Origin of the sequence: Nocardiopsis codii (assembly GCF_036327455.1) — a bacterium.
GTDB lineage: Bacteria > Actinomycetota > Actinomycetes > Streptosporangiales > Streptosporangiaceae > Nocardiopsis > Nocardiopsis codii.
In genome coordinates this window covers 16,963-39,305 of the sequence record NZ_JAUZMY010000041.1, presented here as the reverse complement: position 1 = coordinate 39,305, position 22,343 = coordinate 16,963, and the positions used below count along the sequence as shown (strand labels likewise).

Annotated in this window: 20 protein-coding genes; 15 read left to right on the top strand and 5 right to left on the bottom strand. The window is 74.6% G+C overall.

Features of this window, described 5'->3' with window-relative positions:
- Positions 1-11: 11 nt before the first annotated feature.
- Together Q8791_RS28255 and Q8791_RS28250 are read right to left on the bottom strand one after the other, a co-directional pair.
- Positions 12-1,148, bottom strand: coding sequence for an NAD(P)/FAD-dependent oxidoreductase (locus Q8791_RS28255; protein ID WP_330094880.1), 1,137 nt, complete (start codon positions 1,146-1,148; stop codon positions 12-14).
- Positions 1,136-2,422, bottom strand: coding sequence for a threonine synthase (locus tag Q8791_RS28250; protein ID WP_330094879.1), 1,287 nt, complete (start codon positions 2,420-2,422; stop codon positions 1,136-1,138). Before Q8791_RS28250 ends, Q8791_RS28255 begins: the two co-directional genes overlap by 13 nt.
- A gap of 367 nt (positions 2,423-2,789) precedes the next feature.
- Between Q8791_RS28250 and Q8791_RS28245 the strand changes: the two genes are divergently transcribed.
- From Q8791_RS28245 to Q8791_RS28205, 9 genes are all read left to right on the top strand, one after another.
- Positions 2,790-4,115, top strand: coding sequence for a phenylacetate--CoA ligase family protein (locus Q8791_RS28245; protein WP_330094894.1), 1,326 nt, complete (start codon positions 2,790-2,792; stop codon positions 4,113-4,115).
- 34 nt (positions 4,116-4,149) lie between these two features.
- Complete coding sequence (locus Q8791_RS28240; RefSeq protein WP_330094878.1) at positions 4,150-5,679, top strand: AMP-binding protein; 1,530 nt, start codon at positions 4,150-4,152, stop codon at positions 5,677-5,679.
- A gap of 250 nt (positions 5,680-5,929) precedes the next feature.
- On the top strand, positions 5,930-6,667 hold the full coding sequence (locus Q8791_RS28235; RefSeq protein WP_330094877.1) for a gamma-glutamyl-gamma-aminobutyrate hydrolase family protein: 738 nt from the start codon (positions 5,930-5,932) through the stop codon (positions 6,665-6,667).
- A 106-nt stretch (positions 6,668-6,773) separates the two neighbouring features.
- On the top strand, positions 6,774-8,717 hold the full coding sequence (locus Q8791_RS28230; protein ID WP_330094876.1) for a hypothetical protein: 1,944 nt from the start codon (positions 6,774-6,776) through the stop codon (positions 8,715-8,717).
- Between the two features lie 156 nt (positions 8,718-8,873).
- Positions 8,874-9,800: a carbohydrate kinase family protein gene (locus Q8791_RS28225; RefSeq protein WP_330094875.1), complete on the top strand. Its 927-nt coding sequence runs from the start codon at positions 8,874-8,876 to the stop codon at positions 9,798-9,800.
- Between the two features lie 206 nt (positions 9,801-10,006).
- A complete protein-coding gene (locus Q8791_RS28220) occupies positions 10,007-11,044 on the top strand; it encodes a glucosyl-3-phosphoglycerate synthase (RefSeq protein ID WP_330094874.1) in 1,038 nt (345 codons plus the stop codon).
- Entirely contained in the window at positions 11,038-11,898 is an 861-nt protein-coding gene (folP, locus tag Q8791_RS28215; RefSeq protein WP_330094873.1) for a dihydropteroate synthase, read from the top strand. The genes Q8791_RS28220 and folP overlap by 7 nt, the downstream gene beginning before the upstream one ends.
- 10 nt (positions 11,899-11,908) lie before the next feature.
- Complete coding sequence (locus Q8791_RS28210) at positions 11,909-12,598, top strand: class III extradiol ring-cleavage dioxygenase family protein (protein ID WP_330094872.1); 690 nt, start codon at positions 11,909-11,911, stop codon at positions 12,596-12,598.
- An 82-nt stretch (positions 12,599-12,680) separates the two neighbouring features.
- Positions 12,681-13,475 carry a dihydrofolate reductase family protein gene (locus tag Q8791_RS28205; protein WP_330094871.1) on the top strand — a complete coding sequence of 265 codons (795 nt, stop codon included), beginning with the start codon at positions 12,681-12,683 and terminating at the stop codon, positions 13,473-13,475.
- A 292-nt stretch (positions 13,476-13,767) separates the two neighbouring features.
- On the opposite strand, the gene Q8791_RS28200 is transcribed toward Q8791_RS28205, so the two are convergent.
- From Q8791_RS28200 to Q8791_RS28190, 3 genes are all read right to left on the bottom strand, one after another.
- The gene (locus tag Q8791_RS28200; RefSeq protein WP_330094870.1) at positions 13,768-14,925 is read right to left on the bottom strand and encodes a PrsW family intramembrane metalloprotease; all 1,158 of its coding nucleotides are present in this window, start codon (positions 14,923-14,925) and stop codon (positions 13,768-13,770) included.
- The gene (locus Q8791_RS28195) at positions 14,922-15,536 is read right to left on the bottom strand and encodes a hypothetical protein (protein WP_330094869.1); all 615 of its coding nucleotides are present in this window, start codon (positions 15,534-15,536) and stop codon (positions 14,922-14,924) included. The genes Q8791_RS28200 and Q8791_RS28195 overlap by 4 nt, the downstream gene beginning before the upstream one ends.
- Before the next feature lie 248 nt (positions 15,537-15,784).
- Positions 15,785-16,525, bottom strand: coding sequence for an SDR family oxidoreductase (locus tag Q8791_RS28190; protein ID WP_330094868.1), 741 nt, complete (start codon positions 16,523-16,525; stop codon positions 15,785-15,787).
- Positions 16,526-16,663: 138 nt separating this feature from the next.
- On the opposite strand from Q8791_RS28190, the gene Q8791_RS28185 reads away from it, so the two are divergent.
- The 6 genes from Q8791_RS28185 to Q8791_RS28160 all read left to right on the top strand — a co-directional run bounded on the left by Q8791_RS28185 (position 16,664) and on the right by Q8791_RS28160 (position 22,184).
- On the top strand, positions 16,664-17,368 hold the full coding sequence (locus Q8791_RS28185) for a TetR/AcrR family transcriptional regulator (protein WP_330094867.1): 705 nt from the start codon (positions 16,664-16,666) through the stop codon (positions 17,366-17,368).
- A 210-nt stretch (positions 17,369-17,578) separates the two neighbouring features.
- A complete protein-coding gene (locus tag Q8791_RS28180) occupies positions 17,579-18,343 on the top strand; it encodes a GNAT family N-acetyltransferase (protein WP_330094866.1) in 765 nt (254 codons plus the stop codon).
- The gene (locus Q8791_RS28175; protein WP_330094865.1) at positions 18,340-19,323 is read left to right on the top strand and encodes an amino acid ABC transporter permease; all 984 of its coding nucleotides are present in this window, start codon (positions 18,340-18,342) and stop codon (positions 19,321-19,323) included. The genes Q8791_RS28180 and Q8791_RS28175 overlap by 4 nt, the downstream gene beginning before the upstream one ends.
- A gap of 8 nt (positions 19,324-19,331) precedes the next feature.
- Positions 19,332-20,084: an amino acid ABC transporter ATP-binding protein gene (locus Q8791_RS28170; RefSeq protein WP_330094893.1), complete on the top strand. Its 753-nt coding sequence runs from the start codon at positions 19,332-19,334 to the stop codon at positions 20,082-20,084.
- A gap of 87 nt (positions 20,085-20,171) precedes the next feature.
- A complete protein-coding gene (locus tag Q8791_RS28165; RefSeq protein ID WP_330094864.1) occupies positions 20,172-21,155 on the top strand; it encodes an ABC transporter substrate-binding protein in 984 nt (327 codons plus the stop codon).
- A 3-nt stretch (positions 21,156-21,158) separates the two neighbouring features.
- Positions 21,159-22,184, top strand: a complete 1,026-nt coding sequence (locus Q8791_RS28160; RefSeq protein WP_330094863.1) for an LLM class flavin-dependent oxidoreductase — start codon at positions 21,159-21,161, stop codon at positions 22,182-22,184.
- The last annotated feature ends 159 nt before the right edge of the window (positions 22,185-22,343 follow it).

Genomic DNA, 22,343 nt, shown 5'->3' with positions numbered 1-22,343 from the left:
GTGTCTTTCTCCTACTGGGTCGCGGTCGCGTGGTGGGCCCCGGCCTCGGCCGGGCGTTTCCGGAGGAACCGGTCTGGTGTGAAGGGGGTGAGCAGCGGGTCGCGGCGGCCCGACAGGATCTCCGCGGCGGCGAGCCTGCCGAGGAGCGGACCGAGCGTCGCCCCGCTGTGGGTCACGGCCTCGTAGTAGCCGGGCGCGGTGCTCAGGAACCCGACGCTGGCGTGCCCGTCGGCCGGGTAGGCGCGCGTCCCCAGGCGCACCGCCTCCGGGCGGGCGCCGGAGAGGCGGGGAAGGACGGCTGCGGCGCACCCGACCAGCTCCGTGACGAGGTCGTCGAGTCGGGCGTCGGAGGGGTGGTCGGCGCCGAGGCGGGCGTCGACGGTGTCCGAGCGCACCAGCACGGAGTCCGGGCCCGCCGGGCGGATACTGACGTCCGGGCCGAGCAGCATGGTGTCCGCTCCGCCGGGCAGCGGGAGGTCGGCCAGGAGGCCGAGGGTGGGGTCCAGGGCGAGTGGTCCGCCGACGAGGGCGGCGACCTCCTGGCCGCGTGCTCCGGCGGCGTTGACCACCACGTCGGCCTCCACCAGGCCGCCGTCGGAGAGGCCGACGCCGAGCACGGCGCCGTCCGCCCCGGTGCGCACCCCGGCGGCCTCCGCGCCGAAGCGGACCTCGGCGCCGTGGTCGCGGGCCCGGTCGAGCATCCAGACCGCCATGGCCGGAAGGTCGACCCACCCCTCTGCGGGGAGGCGGCCGACCAGGGCCGGCAGCGCGGCCCGGTCGGCCCCCTCGGGGAGCCCCGCGTCCTCCGGGGCCGCGCAGTGGGCCTCGTAGCCGGTGCGCGCCGCCGCGGCGACGGCCTCCGCCAGCTTCGGGGAGCCGTCTCCCCAGACCAGGCTCGGGCACGGCCGGAACCCGGGAACGCCCTCGTCGTGCAGCCGGTGGAGCTCCCGCACCCCGGCGCGGTTGAGCTCGAAGTAGGTCCGCGGCGCCTTGCCGAACGCGGTGGCGCGGGAGAACGAGGCGGCGCTGGTGCCCCTGGCCGGGGCGGGCTCCCGCTCCAGGACGGTCACGCGTGCTCCCGCGAGGGTGAGCCTCCACGCGGTGGCGGCGCCGATGATCCCCCCGCCGATGACGGTCACCTCACGCATGCGTCGCTCTCCTCCGGTGTCGTGCGGGCGACGTCGGCGGCCGGCAGGTCCCCGTCCCAGCCCACGGGCCCCTCGGGCCAGCGTGCGTCCACGACGCGGTACCGGGAGGGCGACGCCCACCCGGTGCGGTCGCCGCCGGTGAGGTTGACCAGGACCGACGCGTCCGGGGGGAGTGCGCCCTCGCGCCGCATCCGCACCACCCCGGCCAGGGCGGTCGCGCTGGCGTAGCAGACGCTCACCCCCTCGGTCTCCTCCAGCAGGTCGCGGACCGCGCGGATCTCGGTGTCGTCCACCGCGAGGATCCGGCCACCGGTGGTCCCGCAGACGTGCCGGATGTAGGGGTAGGTCTGGGTGGGGTCGCCGCGCAGGATGGCCTCCGCGATGCCGTGCGGCTCGCTGACGACGTGCCGCTCGGAGATGGAGGACGCCCCCTCCCGGTAGGCGTGGGCCATGGGTGCGCAGGTCTCCTGCTGCACCGCCACGAACCTGGGGAGTGCGGGAAGCCTGCCCAGGTACCGGTACTCCAGCGCGCCCTTGTAGGCGCCCAGGAGGCCCATGCCGCTGCTGACCGCCTGGAACACGTACTCGGGTGGCTCGGACATCTGGTCGAAGGCCTCCAGGTAGGCCAGCTTCAGGCCCTCCCGGCGCGCGAGGTTGAAGAACCCGCCCTCGAAGAAGGCCCCGGTGCGCTCGGCGAAGCGCCGGGCGGCGGCGCCGGCGGAGACGAAGTCGCCCTCGACCAGGTACGTCGAGACCGCGTCGTGGTCCGGGTAGTTGAGGCGGTGGTGGAAGCGCCGTCCGCAGAACAGCGCCAGCTCGATCCCGCCGAGGAGCTGGACCGCGCGGGCGTAGGAGGTCGAGCTGTTGCCGGTGGAGGCCATCACGAACCGCTTCACGCCGAGCTCGGTGAGGCGGGACAGGCCCACGGAGGCGATGCGGTCCTTCGTGCTGCGCGTGGGGTTGGCGCTCTCGTCCTTCAGGACGAGGCGGGAGAGCCCGACGCGGCGGCCGAACTCCTCGGCGGGCAGGCAGGGGGTGTTCCCCTCGCCGACCCAGGAGAGGCTGCTCCGCGAACGCAGGGGGAGCAGGTCGAAGTAGGACCGGAGCGGGTCGCGTCCGGTTTCCAGGGCTACGGAACCGAGGTCGTGAATGGCGTCGATCGCGCCGCCGCATTCGTGGCAGCGGTTCGCCGGGCCGTCCTCCTTCCAGCGTCCGCAGACCACGCACGCCAGTGAGAATCCGCATCCCCGGCGGATCGAGGACGAATCTCTCATCAGTGCTTCGTAGTGCAGGGTGAACCCCATGGAAACCTTCCGGCGGTGGTGCAAAAGGACATTTCGAGAACGCCTTGACGGTGCGCGGACAAAGCGGGCGGCCAGCGAAGGGCCGGTGGGTCCAGGCGCAGGTCAGATTTGGCGTAGGTTGCGGGAAATGAGCACTTGTCTTCCTTCGGGGGAGTGTCCGGAGGGGGCAGGGTGCTAGTTTCCCTGTAATCACCCGCGGGAATCATGACTTCGGAAATTTTCTGGTGTCCGCTGGTATTGGTCGGGTCCCCGTCCTTCGTTTAGGGAAAGAAAACGCATGAACACTGGTGATTTTCCGAGTATCGGAGAATGGTCCGATTTTGACGGCTTGAAAGGAATGTGGGAGAAACGGCTGCCCGAGGTCCTCCGCAGGGCCGGGCGGAGCGACTTCTACCGGGGGCGCCTCGGGGACGACCTCCCCGGGGGGCTGGCCGACCTGGAGGGCCTGCCGCTCACGACCAAGGACGACCTGCGCGCGAGCTACCCCTTCGGCATGGTCGCGGTCCCGCGCCGCGAGCTGGTCTCCTACCACGAGTCGAGCGGGACGTCCGAGGGGGCGCCCACCGCCTCCTTCCACACCGAGGCGGACTGGGCCGAGATGCTCGACCGCTTCGGCCGGAACAGGGTGGGGCTGGCCGACACCGACACGGTGCTCGTCCGCGTGCCGTACGCGATGGTCACCATCGCCCACCAGGTGCACGCGGCGGCCAGGGCGGCCGGATCCCTGGTCGTCCCGGCCGACGCGCGCTCCACGGCCATGCCCCTGCCGCGCGTCCTGCGGCTGATGCGCGACCTGCGCGTGACCGTGGCCGCCGCCCTGCCCACCGAACCCCTCCTGTGGGCCGCGTGCGCGCGGTTGGCGGGGGAGTCGCCCCGCTCGCACGCCCCCGACCTGCGTGCCCTGTTGAGCGCGGGGGAGCCCCTCAGCCCGGCCCGCCGCCGCCGGATCGAGGAGCTGTGGGGCTGCGAGGTCCACCTCAGCTACGGCAACTCCGAGTGCGGAGCCAACCTGGGAGGGGAGTGCCCGGAGCGCAACCTCCACCTGTGGGCCGACCGCTACCTCCCCGAGGTCCTCGACCCGGAGACCGGCCTGGTCTCGTTCGAGGGACGAGGGCGGCTGGTCCTCACCACGCTCCACCGCGAGGCGATGCCCCTGGTGCGCTACGACACCGGCGACTACGCGGAGGTGACCTACGGCGGCTGCCCCTGCGGCTGGCCGCTGCCGCGCGTGCGGGTGGTCGGCCGCTGGGACCACGGCGTCTCCCTGCGCGGACGCCGGGACCGGGTGTTCGCCTCCGAGGTGGAGAACGCCGTGTTCTCCCTCCCGTCCGAACTGGGCGTGCTCTTCTGGAGGGCTGTCGAGGACGAGGGGGTGCTCCGCGTGCGCGTGGAGGCCGTGGACGCGGCCGCCGGCGAGGTCTCCACCGCGCTGGTCCGGGAGGTCGAGGAGGCCGTGGGGGTCCGCCCCGAGGTCGAGGTGGTGCCCGTCGGGACCCTGGTGCCTCTGGAGGAACTGACCCGGCGGTCGTTCACCGCCAAGCCCCGGTACCTCGCCCCGGCGGGCGCCACGGGCGCGGGCGGACCGATGTACGCGGGTACCGCGCCGCCCACCGGTGCCGAGGGCGCGGAGCGCGCTCCCGGTCCGGACACGGTCCGACCATGACCCGGACCGCCCACACCCGACGAGAGGAGATCACATGTCGATGACGCCGGTGCTGAAAGCCCTCGCGGCGGACCGCGACCGCGTCGTGTTCCGGGACCGGCGGGGGGAGGTCACCGCGGGAGAGGCCCTGGACGCGGTGTACCGGTTCGCACGGGCCCTGGCCGCGCACGGACACGGTCCCGGCCGGTCGGTCGCCCTGCTGGGCCCCGTGAGCACCTGGATGTACCTGCTCTCCCAGGCGGCCGAGCTCACCGGCGGCATCCAGGCGGAGATCCCGGTCTCCCTGCCCGCCGAGTACCGGGCACCCCTGCTCCGTGAGTGCGACGTGGCGGTCGTGGTGGCGGACCCGGACGCGGTGGACGCGTCGGTGGTCCGGGAGGTCGCCGGACTCCCCGGAGTCCGGCTGCTCACGCTCGGTCCCTGCTCCGGGGGGGAGGACCTGCTGCGCGACGCCGCGGACCGGTCCCCGGAACCCTTCGCGTCCCTGGCCCGGGACGGCGAACCGCACAGGATCGTCCTCACCGGGGGGACCACGGGCCGGGCCAAACCCGTGCTGCGCCGGTACCGCCCGTCACACCTGTCCGGCAGCTCGTGGTTCGTGCGCTTCCTGGGGCGCTCCGAGGAAGCGGCCCGTGTGCTCAAGACGGGCCGCCTCACCGGGCTGGGCCGCGCCCTGGGAAGCGCCACGGTGGTCACCGGAGGCACGTTCGTCACCCTGCCCGAGTTCGATCCGGCCGAGGTCGTGTCGGTCGTGACGGGCCAGGGGATCACCCACGCCTTCCTCTCACCCCACGAACTGCGCCTCCTCCTGGACGATCCGGCGTCGGAGGGAGCCGACCTGTCGGGCCTGCGCGGCATCACCACCGTCACCGCCGCCACGGCGCCGGCGCTGCTCGAACGCGCCGTGGAGCGCTTCGGGCCGATCGTGTACCCCGGTTACGGCCAGACCGAGGCCGGGCACATCGCCTGGCTGCTTCCGGAGGACTACGCGTCCCCGCGCCCGGAGGTCCTGCGGAGCTGCGGCCGTCCCCTGCCGGGGGTGGACGTCGAGGTCCGCGGCGGCGGGGGCGGGGTCCTGGGCCCGGGGGAGCGCGGCCGGGTCTGGGTGCGCACCCCGCTCCGGATGGACGAGTACTGGAAGCGCCCGGACGACACAGCCCGCGTCCTGCGGGACGGGTGGCTGGACACGGGAGACGTGGGGTTCCTGGACGCGCGGGGCTACCTCACGCTGCTGGGCCGTTCGGGGGAGGCCGTGGAGGTCGCCGGAGGGGCCGTCTTCGCCAGTGAGGTCGACACCGTCCTCCAGGAGCACCCCGGGGTGCGCGAGTCGGCCACGTTCGGCGTGCACGGGGACGACGGCACGTCCCTGCACTCGGCCGTGGTCACCGCTCCGGGGGCGCAGGTGGGGGAGGGCGACCTGCTGGAGATGCTGGGCCGCCTGCTCGACCCGGGCCGTGTGCCCTCGACGGTGATGTTCGTGCCGCGTATCCCGCTCACCTACGCCAACGAACTGTGCCTGGACACGCTGCGGAGCTGGCACGCTGCTCCGGCCGCGGCGGGGTGACGTGCGGTGCGGCCCGGCACGCGTCTCCCGTGCCGGGCCGCCGCACCCGGACCGGGCCGGGGGGCGCGGTCACGGTTCGCCGTGGTCCGCACGGGCACGGCGGGCCGCAGCCCGGCGCGCCCCCCACGGGTGGAGGCCGCCCGCCGCCCGCTAGAGTGACTCCGTGTTCACCACGGGTGACCGGGGTGCGCCTGTGCGGGCACCCCCGCCGTGCCCCGATCCGCCCGGTGCGTCGAGGAAAGGGGGCGCGGTGCCGCCCGTCATCGGAATCTCCGCCTACGCCGAACGAGCCCGGTGGGGCCGGACCTGGGACCTGGACGTGCACCTGCTCGCGCAGGCCTACACGGACGCGGTCGTCGCGTCCGGCGCCGTCCCCGTGCTGCTCCCCCCGGTCAGCGGGGTGGCGGGAGCGGTGGGGCGCCTGGACGGCCTGATCCTCGCGGGAGGGGGCGACATCGCCCCGGACCGCTACGGCGCACCAGCCGCGCCGGACACCGCGGGCGTCCAGGACCGGCGCGACGCGGCGGAGAGCGCCCTGCTCGCGGCTGCCCTCGCCGGGGCAGTGCCCGTGCTGGGGGTCTGCCGGGGGATGCAGCTCCTCAACGTCGCCCGCGGCGGCACCCTCCACCAGCACCTGCCCGACGTGGTCGGTCACGAGGGGCACCGGCCGCGGGCGGGGGTGTTCGACCCGCACCCGGTCACCGTCGCCGCTGACTCCCGCACGGCCCGCATCCTCGGCCGCACCCGGCTCGACGTGCCCACCTACCACCACCAGGCCGTCGCCGGCCTCGGCGAACGCGTGGTCGCCACGGCGTGGGCGGACGACGGCACGGTGGAGGCGGTCGAGTACGCCGACACCGAGGACGTCCTGGGCGTGCAGTGGCACCCGGAGATGGGGGACGACCCCAGCCTGTTCGACTGGCTCACCGCGCGGGCCTCGGCCCCGGGGCGGGCTCAGGCCGGCGGGGGCCGAGCCGCCACGGCCTGACCGTACGGGGCCGGAATCCCTTCCGTCGGGGCGTTCCGTTAGGTTGGCGACCGGCATGGCGCGGAGCGCGGACGCGCTCGCGTGAGGGAACCGGGCGGAGACACACGTGAACAGCGACGAGCGGACGGGGGAGTCCGAGGGCTCCCGGGAACCCGTGGAGGCCACGGAGGGGGCCGGGGCGTCGACGGCACCCCTCGGGGAGCGCATGGGGTCCGCCGAACAGGACGGACCGGGGACACCGGGGGTGCCGGAGACTCCCGGACAGCGGGTCAGGAGCGTCCTCGCGTGGGTCGGCCTCGGGCTGCTGGCGGGCGCGGCCGGCGTGGCGGTGTGGGGCCTCGCGGGTGGGCTCAGGACCGCCTCCCGGGAGGATCCCGCCGACGCCTGGCTCCTGGTGCCGCTCCTCGCCGTCGCGGTCCTGGCCTGGGCGGCCCACATGGCGGTGCGTGCCCCCCGCGAGGACGACCTGGCCGTGCGCCGGTGGTCCCTCGCGGCGATCGCGGTCGTCTCGGTGGGCCTGGCGTGCCTCGCCTTCGCCGCCTTCCCCCGGGACTCCTTCCCCGCCACCGCCGCCGCCCCCGAGCTCCACGCACCCTCGCAGCGCGCGACGGTCCTGTGGCTCGCCCTCTGTTCCACCTCGCTGGGCGGCCTCCTGCTGGCGGCCGGCCCCGGGTGGCCCTCGCACCGGCAGTGGGGCCGTCTGCTGCTCGGGTTCCCCGCCGGCGTCCTGGCCGTGGTGGTCGCAGGCGCATGGGTCCCGACCGTCGTGCTCCCGCCCGTGCTGCACACGGTGGCCGGGGCGGGCGACTCCCCGCCGGAACCGGCGACGGTCACACGGGTGGGGTGGACCTGGGACCCGCCCCCGGCGACGCGGATCCAGGACGTGTTCCGGGGCGCCCGCGGTGCACTCGTTGGGCTGGACGACGGAATGGTCGCCCTGGACGGGGCGACGGGCGGCGAACTGTGGAGCTACCGGCTCCCCTACGCGGATGACGTGGTGAGCGGCGCCGTCGACGGCACCGCGTACGTCACGTACACGGACGAGCCCGGGGACGGCCGCTCCGAGCCCGCGGACCCGGTCACCGTGCTGCTGGACGAGGGGACCGGGGAGGTCACCGGCCGTTTCGCGCTCTCGGAGGAGGAACGGGACTCGTACGAGACCTGGAACGCCGACCTGCGGCTGCGCTGGGACGGGGGAGCCCTGTCCGGTTGGTCGGTCGACGGCGGCGAGGAGCTGTGGACCCACACCCCGGGCACCGTTCCCGGTCGGACCTGCTTCGGGGACCGGACACTGCTCAGCGGGGACCGGGCCGTCCACGTCCACGCGTGCCTCGCCTCGGAGGAGCCGCTGGACGCCGTGGCCTTCCGCGAGCTCCTCGACTCGGGAGACGTCGAGGGAACGTACGCGGTGGTGGGCCTGGACGCCGCGGACGGCGCCGAGGTCTGGCGGCACGAGTGGGAGGCCGAGCCGTCCGAGCGGGTCCCGGGCCTCCGGGTTCCGCCGGAGGGTGACGGCGGGCCCGTCGTCCAGGTGGACCGCGGCGGCTCCGGCGTGGACCCCCTCCCGGAGTTCCTCGACCTGGACACGGGGGAGGAGGTCGCCGTCCTGCCCGACCAGGCGCGCGACACCGAGCGGCCGACGGCCTCGGAGGACGAGGTCCTGAGCGCGGGCACCCGGGGCGCCCTCGTCCTCGCGGACGACTGGACGGACCGGGGCGTCGCCAGGGCGGCGGTGCTCGGTCCCGTCACGACCGAGGTCACGGACCACTTCGTCGGCTCCGGAGGGAAGGAGATCGTGGTTCCGCTGGCCGACGCCGTCCTGTTCCCGCGCATCGCCTGGACCGACCTCTCCAGCGGAACGGTCCCCGACCTCATGGTGGTGCCCCTCGGGGACAGCGTCACCGAGGCCGGGGCGGAGAGCGTCCCCGTGGGCGTGCGCGACGGTCACGGTCGCGAGTACGACTACACGAGCCTGGACCTGGTCACCGTCCCCGGAGCGGTGATCGTCCACGCGGGGGGCGCCGACCGGGTGGAGGGGCTGGTCCCCTGAGCCCGCGCCGCCGGCCCGCCCCCGGGGCGGTGGCCGTCCCGCGGGGGGCGACCACCGGGGGGCGGTGACGGCCCCCTGTGCCAGAGTGTTCCCGGCCCCCCGACGGTCTCGGCGGCCGACACCCCGGACACCCGACCCGCACGGCCTGGAGGCAGCATGGCGACCACGACCACCGAACCCGGCTACGACATCCTGGTGGTGGGCGGCACGGGCGTGGACACGATCGTCCGCGTCGACGCCCTGGAGGTGCCCGGGGGAGACTCCGTGTTCGTCCCTCCGGCACGCGACTACGTGGGGCACACCGGGAACGGGGTGGCGCTCGGATGCCACGCGCTGGGGCTGGCCGTGAAGTTCGTGGACTTCCTCGGCGACGACCCCCAGGGGCGGATGGTCCTGGAGCGCTACGCGGAACTCGGCCTGGACTTCGACCACGTGGTGTCCCCGCACGGCACGCCGCGGGGCATCAACCTGGTGGACCCCCAGGGGCGGCGCTTCTCCTTCTACGACGGCCGCCACCCCGCCGACCTGCGCCTGCCCCGGGAGTTCTACCTGCCCCACGTGGAGCGCGCCGCGCACGTGCACCTGTCCATCGTCAACCACAACCGGGACGTGTACGAGGACCTGGACGCGCTGGGCGTCACCAGCTCCACCGACCTGCACGACTGGGACGGCGAGAACCCCCACCACCTCCACTACGCCCTGCGCTCGGACGTGGTCTTCATGAGCGCGGCGACGGTCCGAGACCGGGTCGGCGCGGTGCTGCGCGGCATCCTGGAGAAGGGGCGCGCCCGCCTGGCCGTGGCCACCGACGGCGCCGAGGGCTGCCACGTGCTCGTGCGCGGCGAGACGGAGCCCCGGCACTTCCCGGCGGTGCGGCCCGAGCTCCCCGTCGTGGACACCAACGGGGCGGGCGACGCCTTCGTGTCGGGGTTCCTGTACGCCCACCTCGGCGGCGCGCCGGTGGAGGAGTGCGTGCTGGCGGGAGCCGTGGCCGGGGCGTTCACCTGCCAGAGCGAGGGGACCCACAGCGATTTCGTCGACCGGGTCGGCCTGGACCGGCTGGTCGCCGCCGCGCGCCCCTGACCCCTGCGGGCGGGCCGCCCGTGCCGGGGCCCGGGACCGTCGCGGTCGGGGCGCCGTCACCGGTCACCGGGACCGGGGAGTGTGCGGCCCGGCCCCGGGGCGCGTGAGGTGACCGCCACACGGCACCGGGAATTCACACCCGAAACACGGACTGACCGGCCCCCCGCACGCAGCGTGCCCTAGGGTTGGCCGCTGGGGAGGCTTCTGTGGAGAACGCGTGGTTCGCACGTCGCACCTACCGGTCCTCGGACTGGACGGTCGAGCGGCTGGTCGAACTCAAACGTCGGCGGCGCACTACGGTCAGCCTGGTGATACCGGCGCGCGACGAGTCCGCGACCGTCGGCGGCATCGTCGCCCGCGTCCGGGAGGAGCTGGCGGAGGACGCGCCGCTCCTGGACGAGATCGTCGTCATGGACTCCGACTCCGTCGACGACACCGCCGCCGTCGCCCGCGCCGCCGGGGCGACCGTGCACCGCGTCGCCGACGTCCGGCCCGACCTGGGCCACCACCGGGGCAAGGGCGAGGCGATGTGGAAGTCGCAGTTCGTGACCTCCGGCGACATCGTCGCCTTCCTGGACGCCGACCTCGTCGAGTGGGGCACCCACTTCGTGTCGGGGCTGCTCGGCCCCCTGCTCACCGAACCGCGCGTGTCCCTGGTCAAGGGTTTTTACGACCGCGTCCTGGACCTGCCAGGGAGCCCCGGGGCGCCGGAGGGGGACGCGTCCGGGCACGCCGCCTCCTACGAGGGCGGCCGGGTCACCGAACTCGTCGCCCGCCCCACCATCGCCCTGCGCTGGCCCGCGCTGTCGGGTGTCGTCCAACCGCTGTCGGGCGAGTGGGCCGTCCGCCGCGACCTGTTCTCCCAGCTGTCGGTGCCGACCGGCTACGGCGTCGAACTCGCCGTCCTGGTCGACACGCACCTGCGCCGCGGTGTGGACGCCGTCGCCCAGGTGGACCTGGGCCGCCGGGCCCACCGCCACCAGTCGCTGCGCGACCTGGGGGCCATGGCCACCGAACTCCTCGCGGTCGCCGACCGCCGGTCCGGCCTCGACCGCGGCTCCGACCGGGTCGAGATCCAGCAGTTCGGTTCGGGAGAGGGGCGGGGCCGGCCCCGCGCGACCGCTGTCAGCGTCGTGGAACGCCCGCCCGCGGCCGAGGCGGGCGCCGGCGCGGCCCCGCACGGCGGCGTGGCCGGAGACGCCGGCCTCCGGGGCGGCCTGGAGGGGGTGGCGAACCGGTGCTGAGGCTGCGCGGACGGGAGTACGGCGCGGACACGTCGCTGGTCATGGCGATCGTCAACCGCACCCCCGACTCCTTCTACGACAAGGGCGCCACCTGGGACGACGCGCCCGCGTTCGAGCGCGTGCGCAGGGTCGTCGCCGAGGGGGCCGACATCGTCGACATCGGCGGCATCAAGGCGGCTCCGGGTGAGGAGATCGGCGCCGACGAGGAGAAGCGCCGGATCGTGGACTTCGTGGCCGACGTCCGGGCGGAGTTCCCCGACCTGGTCATCAGCGTGGACACCTGGCGGGCGTCCGTGGGCCGGGCGGTGTGCGAGGCCGGGGCGGACCTGCTCAACGACGCCTGGGGCGGCTACGACCCGGGGCTGGCCGAGGTCGCGGCCGAGTTCGGAGCGGCCCTGGTCTGCACCCACACGGGCGGCGTCACCCCGCGCACCCGGCCGCACCGGGCGCACTTCGAGGACGTGGTGCGCGACGCGGTCGACCACACCGTCGGCCTGGCCGAGCGCGCGGTGGCCCTCGGGGTGGACCCGGCGTCCGCGATCATCGACCCGGCGCACGACTTCGGCAAGAACACCTGGCACTCCCTGGAGCTGACCCGTCGCCTGGGCGAGATGACGGAGACCGGGTGGCCGGTGCTGGTCTCGCTGTCCAACAAGGACTTCGTGGGCGAGACCCTCGACCTGCCGGTGGGCGAGCGCCTCACCGGGACGCTCGCGGCGACCGCCGTGTGCGCCTGGCTGGGCGCCCAGGTCTACCGGGTGCACGAGGTGGTGGAGACGCGGCAGGTGCTCGACATGGTCGCCGCCATCCGCGGGGTCCGACCTCCCGCGCGGACCGTGCGGGGGCTGGCGTGAGGAGGCGTCCGTGATCGTGGGAACAGTGGTCTGCCCGCACCCGCCGCTGCTGCTGCGGGAGCTCACCGGGGTCCAGGACGTGGCCGCCGAACTGCGCAAGGCGTGCACGGAGGCGCTGGAGGCGCTGACCGCGCTCGCGCCGGACGTGGTCGTGGTGGTCGGCGGGCACGACGTGTCTGGCGACCGCGCCGGGGGAGCGGTCCCGGTCCGTGAGTTCGGCGGAACCGGCGAGCCGGTGTTGCGGGAGCGGGCGCTCCCGTTGAGCCTGGGCGTGGCCCGGCGGCTGCTCGACACGGTCGGGTACGCGGGGCCGGTGGAGATGGCGACCGTGGCCTGGGACGCCTCCGCCGCCGAGACGGAGGCCCTGGGTGCGCGGATCGCGGAGCGGTCCGGGCGGGTCGGCCTGCTCGTCATGGGCGACGGCAGCGCCAGGCGCGGGCTCAGGGCGCCCGGACACCTGGACGAGCGCGCCTTCGGTTTCGACGAGGAGATCCGCCGGTCGCTGGCCTCGGGGGACGGGGCCGGGCTGGTGCGGCTGGACCCCGGCCTGGCGGAGGAGCTGATGGTGGCGGGCCGGGCCGCGTTCCGGGTCATGGGCGACGCGGTCGCCCGCGGCGGGGCGCGGGTGCGATCCGAGGTGCTCTACGCCGACGACCCGTTCGGCGTCATGTACTTCGTGGCGGTGTGGTCGTGCGACTGAGCTGTGCCGTCCCGGGGGCGGCCCCCCGGAACACGTGGCGGAGGAGGGGGCCCGCGGGGTCCGCTCCTGAGGGGGTGCGGCCGTGCGCCTGCTGTTGAACGACGTCCTCCCCGGGGGCGCCTCTCCCGGTGAACTCCTGGACGAGGCCGCACTGGAGGGGCTCTACGCCTATCCCGACGCGGCGGGCCGTCCCTGGGTGCGCGCGAACATGGTCGCGACCCTCGACGGGGCGGCGGCAGGGAACGACGGGCGGACGGGGACCATCAACACCCCTGCCGACCTGGTGGTCTACACGCTGTTGCGCGATCTGGCCGACGTCGTGCTGGTCGGCGCGGGAACCGCGCGCGCCGAGGGCTACGGGCGCCCGGGCCCGCGTACAGGGAACCGGGCTGCGCTCGCGGTCGCGGAGGGTCGTGCCGCCCACCCGGAACTGGCCGTGGTCAGCCGGACGGCCGCGGTGCCGCCGCTGCTCGCCGCGGCCCCGGAGGACGGGGCCGCCGACGGCGGCCGTGGCGGTGTGCTGATGGTGACCTGCGCGGCGGCGGGCGAGGAGGCGCTGGACCGGGCCCGGGACGCCCTGGGCGCCGACCGCGTGCTGGTCGTGGGCGGTGACTCCGTGGACCTGCCCGCCGCAGTCGGGGCCCTGGCCGGGCGCGGGCTGCCGCGTGTGCTGTGCGAGGGGGGTCCGAGCCTGCTCGCCGACGTGGCCGCCGCGGGTCTCCTGGACGAGCTGTGCCTGACGGTCGTGCCGCTGCTGGCCGGCGGGGTGGAGCGGCGCGTCGCCGTGGGCGCGGTGGCGGACCGACCGCTCGTGCCCCGGGTGCTGATCGAGTCCGGGGGCACCCTGCTCCAGCGCTGGACCCGGCCGGGGGCCTGACCGCCCCTCCTTCCGCCGCCGTCGGGACGGTCCCGCCGCCCGCGACGCGCCTGCCCGACGGGTGGCGTACCTGGCGTGCACAGCCCCGTCTGGCTATAGTCTGTTCAAGTCAGGTCCGGGTGTTCCAAGGGGGAGCACCCGGACCCGGCCCGAGTGAGTCCCGGGACGCGGTTCGCGTCCCGGAACCCGCCGGCCGCGGCCGGTCCCTCCTCGCGACGGCGCACGCGCGGACGTCCCGGCCGCGGGCGGGGTACCCGTGGCCGGGGCGTCCGGCGGTCGTCGCGCCCGCGTGTCAGAGGGCGTACCGTACCGCCCGGTCCTCGGCGATCTCCACCATCTGGTCCTGCCTGGCCGCCACGGCGGGCCGCTCCGGCAGGGCGACCCTGCGCAGTTCGCGGCGCCGACCGTGCCTCGTGGCCAGGGCCGAGGCCGCCGACCTGCGCACGCCGAGCCCCTCCGCCTCGGCCGCCAGCGCTTTGCGCACCCGGCGCCGGTAGGCGTGGCGCGCGGTGAAGTACACGGCCATCGTCGTCGCGAAGATCACGGCGACCTTGAACAGGATGCCGAGGAGGTCGGAGAACACGGGGGCGTCCAGGAACCAGTGGAGCACCATCGAGAGCGCCACCAGCAGGGCGGCGCCGACCGCCCTGCGGGCCCGGGGCCTCCAGGCCACGGCGGCCAGCAGGCCCACGGCGGTGCCCGCGACGGCCGACAGGGCCCAGTGCGAGCCCAGCCCGGTCAGCCCCACGCGGAGGACGGTCGTCTGCACCACCGGCACGAGGCCGCCGGTACCGCCGGCCATGAGCACCATGTTGATCGAGTAGATGAAGTTCTCCGTCACCTCGAACCCCAGGCCGACCAGGGAACCGATCGCGAACCCGTCCACGGGGCCGCGCACGGCGGACGGGAAGGCCACCGCGACGAGCACGATCCCCGCCAGCTTGAGCAGCTCCTCGTTGAGCGGGGCGGTCAGGGCGGCGCCCCAGACGCCCGCGAGGTCCAGCCCCAGGCCCTTGGCCCAGACCGAGCCCAGGCCGGCGTTGGCGATGACACCGGCGCTGGTCGCCACGAACAGGCCCCAGGCCACCGCGACCAGGGACGCGTCCGCGTCGGGCTCCCGCACGGGGCGGATGCGGCGCAGCACCCAGAACCCGAGGACCAGGGTCGCCGCGCCGAGGATCACGCTCAGGAGCGCCTCGGGGAAGAACACCCGGGCCGGGAGCGCGAGCTGCAGCACCAGGTGCAGCAGCCCCGCCAGGCACAGCACCGTGATGAGGACGAGCGAGACCAGCGCGGGAAGCCGCTGTTCGCGTGTGCGCAGTCCTCCGCCGCGCCGTGGCGGGGGGACGCGCCGCGGCCCCGGCGGGTCCTGGGGGGAGGGGCGCGGGGAGGGCACCGCTCCCCGGTCGGTCGTGGCCGGGATGCGCGGGTCGTCGGATTCCGGGCTCATGCGGCTCCCTCCTTGGTGAACGTGACCGACCGGACGACGTCGGCGACCGCGGCGAGGTCGGCCGTCGTCGCGTCCTGCCCGGCGAGCGTCATCTCCACGGCGAAGCGGCCGTCGGGGGAGGGGTAGACCACCGCCGCGCCCTGCTGCGAGTCGCTCTTGAGGGTGCCGGTCAGGCCCTCGGCCCCCTCCTCGGTCGAGATCGACTCCGGGTCGCTCAGCCGTGCCGACGACTCGCCCGCGCGGGCGATCCTCCTCATGCCCTCCCACAGCTCCTCCGGGGTGGGGGGCGGTTCGGTCACGGGGGTGACGGAGTTGAGCGTCAGCTGTACGGGGCCGCGGTCGAAGCGGTAGGTCTGTCCGGCCTGGCTGGAGCCGGTGTCCAGGAGCCAGCCGTCCTGGGGGAAGGTCAGCGACGCCCGGTAGTCCCCTCCGGCTCCGACGGGTACGGGCTCGCCGGAGGGCACGGACTCGGAGCCGGGCACGAGCGTGTTGACCAGCGGCCAGCCCCCGACGAGGACGGCGACCGCGGCGGCGGCCACGCCCAGCGGAACCCAGTTGCTCAGGTGTTCACGCGGTTCCGTGCGCGGGCCGTCCTCGGTTGCCTCCGCCATGGAGCCCCCTTCGTCGCTCACGGTGCTGAAGTGTCACCGTCAGCGAAACACCCGGGGGTGCGACGAGGAATGACCCACGGGCGAATTGGCGCACGTTTAAGGCGATTTCACCAAATCCGGGTCTTCTGGGGGAAGCATGGTGGTGTGCGCTGTTCCGTCGGAGGCTGCCGGTCCGGCGCCGCCGCCACACCGCGGGACCCGCCGGGGCCCCGTGCGACGGAGGGGCCGACGGGGCCTGCGCGGCGGGGTCAGGCGATGCCGCCGTTGGCGTAGACGGTCTGGCCGTTGATCCAGCGCCCGGGGCCGGCGAGGAAGGCGACCGACTCGGCGATGTCCTCCGGGAGGCCCAGGCGCTCCAGCGGGGGCTGGGCGGCGAGCCGGTCGACGGTCTCCTGGTCCTTGCCCTCCAGGAACAGCGGCGTGGCGGTGGGGCCGGGCGCGACGGAGTTGACCGTGACGTCGCGACCGCGCAGCTCGCGGGCGAGGATCGGGGTGAGCGCGTCCACGGCGGCCTTGCTCGCCGCGTACCCCGCGTAGCCGGGGAAGGCGAGCTTGACGACCGAGGTGGAGAAGGTGATGACCGCGCCTCCGTCGCGGACCCGGCGCGCGGCCTGCTGGGCGACCGCGAACGTGCCCCGCACGTTGGTGCGCAGCAGGTCGTCGAGGGCGTCCAGGTCCTGGTCGGCGACCCGGGCGAGCCGGAGAACCCCGGCGGTGTGCACGACCACGTCCACTCCGCCGAAGGCCTCCTCGGCCGTGTCGAAGAGCGCCTCCACCTGTGCGGCGTCGGCGACGTCGGCCCGGGCCGCGACGGCCCGCCCGCCCCCGGCGGCGATGGAGGCGACGGTCTCCTCGGCGCGGGCGGCGTTGCCCGCGTAGTGCACGACGACGGACATCCCGTCGCGGGCGAGGCGTTCGGCGACGGCGCGTCCGATGCCGCCGGAGGCCCCGGTGACGACGGCGATCCTGGGGGTGTTCCGGGTGTCCATGGCGCTCCTGGTGCGTATCGATGTTCCGGTAGATCTGTTATCGACGATAACGGCAAGATCGTATCGACGATACGTGACAAACGTAACTTTGCTATCTGTGGGCGCCGTCTCGGTGGGAGCAGTGGCTATCCTCGGCACGTGGACACGCGCACGAAGATGCTGGAGGCGGCCGAACGCCTGCTCGACGAGTCACCCGACCGGGACATCGCGACCCGGGCGGTGTGCGAGGCCGCAGGCGTGGGCGCCCCCGTCCTCTACCGGCTCTTCGGGGACAAGAACGGGCTGCTCAGCGCCCTCGTGGACTACGGGTTCGAGCGCTACCTCGGCGCCAAGCGCTCCGCGGGGCGCTCGGAGGACCCCGTCGCCGACCTGCGCAGCGGGTGGGACACGCACACCGGATTCGCGCTCGCCCATCCGGCCGTCTACCGGCTGATGTTCTCCCCTCACCTGGCGGAGATGCCGAGCGCGTCGAAGGAGGCGTTCTCCCTGCTGGAGCAGGCCCTCGCCCGCTGTGCGGCGGTCGGGCGCCTGAGGGTCGAGCCGCGCCGCGCCGCCCAGGCCGTCATGTCGGCCAACGTCGGCGTCGCCCTGAACCTGGTCAGCCAGCCCGACGTCTACACCGATCCCGGTCTGTCCCACCGCGTGCGCGACGCCCTCTTCCGCGACCTGCTCACCGAGGACCCCGGTGCGGCGGCGGCCGAACCGGGCGGGCCGGACGCGGGCGCCGCCGCCCTGCGCCTGGCCGCCCTGCTGCCCGAGGCCCCGGGCGTGCTCACCGGCGCGGAGTCCGCTCTCCTGCGCGAATGGCTCGACCGGATCTCGGCCGGCGCCGCCGGGAGGTAGTCCTCCCGCCGGCGTCACCGCCCGCCCCCGTCGTCGCGGGCGGTGGCTGCGGCCGGGGCGACGGCGTCGTCCCCGAGGCTCGGTCCCGCCCGCCCGTCCGCGTGATGCCTACTTTTCCTACTTGACATATGGGTTTTGTGGGAAAGAGAATTCGGGGGCGGCCCGGACCCGTCCCCCACGGGCCGCACGACAGCGAGAGCGAGGTCGCCCATGGGTCCACGCCAGCCCGCGCCACCGGAGACTCCCGTCATCCGGGCCGCGCGCATCGACGACCCCCTTGCCGCGCCCCTGGTCGACGAACTGCGCCGCGAGTACACCGCACGCTACGGGTCCTCGGCCGGGGACGAGATGACCCGTTTCCCCGCCTCCGACTTCGCACCGCCGCACGGGTTGCTCCTGCTGCTGCTCCTGGGAGGGCGACCCGTCGCCGGGGGCGCCTTCCGGCGCTACGACGAGCGGACCGCCGAGATCAAGCGCATGTGGACCGGATCGGCCCACAGGCGCCGCGGCTACGCGCGCCTGGTCCTGGATGCCCTGGAACGGGCCGCCGTCACCGCCGGGTACGGGCGCGTCCACCTCACCACCGGGCCGCGCCAGCCCGAGGCCCGCGGCCTCTACCTCGCGGCCGGGTACACGCCCGGCTTCGACGTCACCGCCGACCCCGAGACCATCGGGCCCCTGGCCTTCGACAAGGACCTGCCCCCGTTCCCGGAGCGCCCCTGGGGCCCGGCCACGGACGCCCCCGCCCACCGGGCCCCGGCCGGGCGCGGGACCCGGCACCCGACTCCCGGGACCGCGGGCACGGCCGCGCAGCGGACCGCGCTCGCCGAGGCCGCGCGGACGGACCGGGCACCGGAGGGTACGGCAGGGACCGCCCTCCCCGGCACGGCGCCGCGCCACCCCGGCACACCCGCCGGCAACCCCCTCGACCCCTGCACGGGCCTCCTCCGGGGCGGGGCGGGGTGGACGCGGTGAGAGCCCCGGCCACCACCGAGGCGGCGCCGCCCACGGACAGCGGCGACGACCTCGCCGACCTGGCGGGACTCCCCGTCCGGCCGGCCCTCCACCCCCTGCGCTGGGCGGCCGGGGCCGTCGTCGCGGTCCTGGTCGCGATGTTCCTCAACATGCTGATCACCAACCCGGCGTGGAAGTGGGGTGTCGTCGCCGAGTACATGTTCGCCGAGTCGATCATCAACGCCCTCTGGCTCACCGTCCGGCTCACGCTCTACGGCACCGTCATCGGCTTCGCGCTCGGCGTCGTCCTCGCCCTCATGCGCCTCTCCCAGAGCCCGCTGCTGGCCGGTGCGGCCTGGGTGTACGTGTGGGCGTTCCGGTCGATCCCCCTCATCGTCCAGTTGCTGTTCTGGTACAACCTGGCGATCCTCTACGACCGGCTGTCCTTCGGGATCCCGTTCGGGCCGGCGTTCGTCAGCTACCCCACCATGGAGCTCATCAGCCCCATGACCGCCGCGGTCCTGGGGCTGGCCCTGCACCAGGCCGCCTACGCGGCGGAGATCGTCCGCTCGGGCGTGCTCTCCGTCGACCAGGGCCAGCGCGAGGCCGCCGCCGCGCTCGGCCTCCCCTGGTGGCGCCAGGTCCGCCGGATCGTCCTCCCCCAGGCCATGCGCACCATCATGCCGACCGCGGGCAACGAGGTGATCGGCCTCTTCAAGGGCACCTCCGTCGTGTACGTCATGGCGCTGGGCGAACTCTTCTACCGGGTCCAGGTCATCTACAACCGGACCGGTGACGTGGTGCCCATGCTCATGGTCGCGACGCTCTGGTACATCATCCTGACCACCCTGCTGTCCGTCGTCCAGTTCTACGTCGAGCGCCACTACTCCAAGGGGGCCGTGCGGGTGCTGCCGCCCACACCCCTGCAACGGCTCCGCTCCACGGCGGGCACGGTTCTGTCCCGGGCGCAGCGCCGCTCGCCGCGAGGAGGAACCACGTGAGCACGCCCATGGTGGAGGTGCGGGGGGTGCACAAGAGCTTCGGCGCCCTGGAGGTGCTGCGCGGGGTCGACCTGACCGTCGAGGCCGGGCACGTCACCGCCGTCCTCGGCCCCTCCGGCTCCGGCAAGAGCACCCTGCTGCGCTGCGTCAACCACCTCGAACGCGCGGACCGCGGCCACGTCGCGGTCGACGGCGAGCTGATCGGCTACCGCCGGGGCCGCGGCGTCCTCCACGAACTCAAGGAACGGCAGATCCTGCGCCAGCGCCGGGCCATCGGCTTCGTGTTCCAGAACTTCCACCTGTTCCCCCACCTGACCGTGCTGGAGAACGTCGTGGAGGCACCCCGGTTCGCGTTCCGCCGCCCCGCCGCGGAGGTGGAGGCGGAGGCACGCGCCCTGCTGGACCGGGTGGGGCTGGCCGACAAGGCGGACGTCCACCCGCGGCGGCTCTCCGGCGGCCAGCAGCAGAGGGTCGCGATCGCCCGCGCGCTGGCCCTGCGCCCCAAGGTCCTGCTCTTCGACGAACCCACCAGCGCCCTCGACCCCGAGCTCGTCGGAGAGGTCCTCGACGTCATCCGGGACCTCGCGGCGGGCGGGACCACGATGGTCATCGTCACCCACGAGATCGGGTTCGCCCGCGAGGTCGCCGACACCGTCGTGTTCATGGACGAGGGACTGGTCGTGGAGTCGGGGCCGCCCGCGCAGGTCCTGGACGCCCCCCGGCACGAACGCACCCGGGCCTTCCTCGACAAGGTCCTCTGACCGGACGGGGCCTCGCGCCCCGCCCACCCCGCCGCCCGTCCCCCATCCGGTCCCGCCGAACACGGGACCCTTCCCCCGAGGAGCACCATGCCGACCCCGACCACCGCCCCCTCCACGCGCGGCCCCGTCGCCCTGGCCGCAGCCGGCGCCGTTCTCGCCCTGGCCCTCAGCGCGTGCGCCGACCCCGAGGAGGGCGCGTCGGCCGAGGAGGCCGTCGGCGACAGCCCCTTCAACCTCACCCCCGAGCAGGACCGGATCCGCGCGGAGGCGGTTCCCGAGATCGCCGACCTCGTCCCCGAGGAGGTCCGCGCGTCCGGGGAGCTGAACGTGGGCCATTCCAGCGGCGGAGCGCCGCCCCTGACGTTCTACGCCGACGACGACGAGACCGTCATCGGCGTCGAGACCGACGTCGCCCAGCTCATCGCCGACGTGCTGGACCTGGAGTACGTCCCCGAGGCGACCGGCTGGGAGAACCTCTTCCTCTCCGTGGAGAGCGGCCGGTTCGACGTGGCGGTCTCCAACGTCACCGTCACCGAGGAGCGCAAGGACCTCTACGACTTCGCCACCTACCGGGTGGACACCGTTTCCTTCGAGAGCAGCGTCGACAGCGGCATCGAGGAGGTCACCGAGCCCGCGGACGTCGCGGGGCTGTCGGTCGCGGTCGGCTCCGGGACCAACCAGGAGGAGATCCTCCTGCGCTGGGACGAGCAGAACCAGGAGGCGGGGCTGGAGCCGCTCGACCTCCAGTACTACGAGAACACCAGCGACTACTACCTCGCGCTCCGGTCCGGGCGCATCGACCTCTACCTGGGCCCCACACCCAGCGCCGCGTACCACGTGGAGGTCGCCGGGGAGACCGAGATCGTCGGCACCATCTCCGGCGGCGGCGAGATCAAGGCCGAGATCGCCGCGATGACCCTCAAGGACAACGGCCTCGTCGAGGCGCTGAACGCCGCGCTCAACGAGGTCATCGAGGGCGGCGAGTACCAGCAGGCGCTGGAGCGCTGGGCCGTTGACGGCGAGGCTGTCCCCGAGTCCGAGATCAACCCGACCGGTCTTCCCAGGAGCTGAACCATGCCCTATCCCCTGCACATCGGCGCCGCCGTCGACGGCGTCGGGAACCCGTTCTCCGCCCCGGCCTACGCCGCGGCCGCTCGACTGGCGGAGGAGGCCGCCCTCGACTTCGTGACGCTGGACGACTCCCTCACCGGGGCGGACCGGCCCGACGCGCTACTGACCCTGGCCGCCGTCGCCCCGCTGACCAGCAGGATCGGCCTGGTTCCCACGGTCACCACCACCCACACCGAGCCCTTCCACGTGTCCAAGGCGGTGGCCTCCCTGGACCACGCCAGCCTGGGCCGGGCCGGCTGGCGGGTGGAGGTCTCGCGCACGGAGTCCGACGCGAGGGCCTTCGGCCGCAGGGGTGTCGCCGACGACGCCGCGCTGTGGGCGGAGGCCGAGGCGGTCGCCGACGTGGCCTCCCGGCTGTGGGACAGCTGGCAGGACGACGCGGAGATCCGCGACACCGCCACCGGGCGGTTCGTCGACCGGGAACGGCTGCACTACGTGGACTTCGAGGGGCCCGGCTGGAGCGTGCGCGGACCGTCGATCACCCCGCGCCCGCCCCAGGGGCATCCGCTGGTCGTGGTGCGCGCCGACGGCGAACCGGCACTGCACGCGGCGGCGACGGTGGCCGACGTCGTGCTCGTCGCGCCGTCCACCCTGGGCGGGGCACGCGCGAGCCGGGACCGCGTGCGCGAGGCGGTGGCGGCGGCGGGGCGCGACCCGGACCGGGTGGCGGTGCTGGCCGACGTGAACCTCTTCCTGGCCACCGACCGGCCCGGCCCCTCGCGTGTGCTGCCGGGGCTGACCCACACGGGTTCACCGGGGGCGCTGGCCGAGACGATCCTCGAGTGGGGCCGGGTCGTGGACGGGTTCACGGTCAGGCCCGCCTCGGTGACCGCGGACCTGCCCGTGTTCACGGAGCGGGTGCTCCCGCTGCTGCGCGAGTCGGGGGCGTTCCGCGAGGAGTACGCCGAGGACACCCTGAGGGCCCGCTTCGGCCTGCCCCGCCCCGCCAACCGCTACGCGCCCGCGTGAGCGGGGGAGGGGGTGTGTGCGAGGAGGCGGTCGTGCACCGGTACGGGATGGGACTGGAACTCGGGGTGAGCCCGATCCCGGTCCCCCGTGACGAGGCGGACCCGTGCAGGGGGAGGGCGCACGGAACCCCTGCGGGGGAGCCCGCCGCGGCGGTAACGA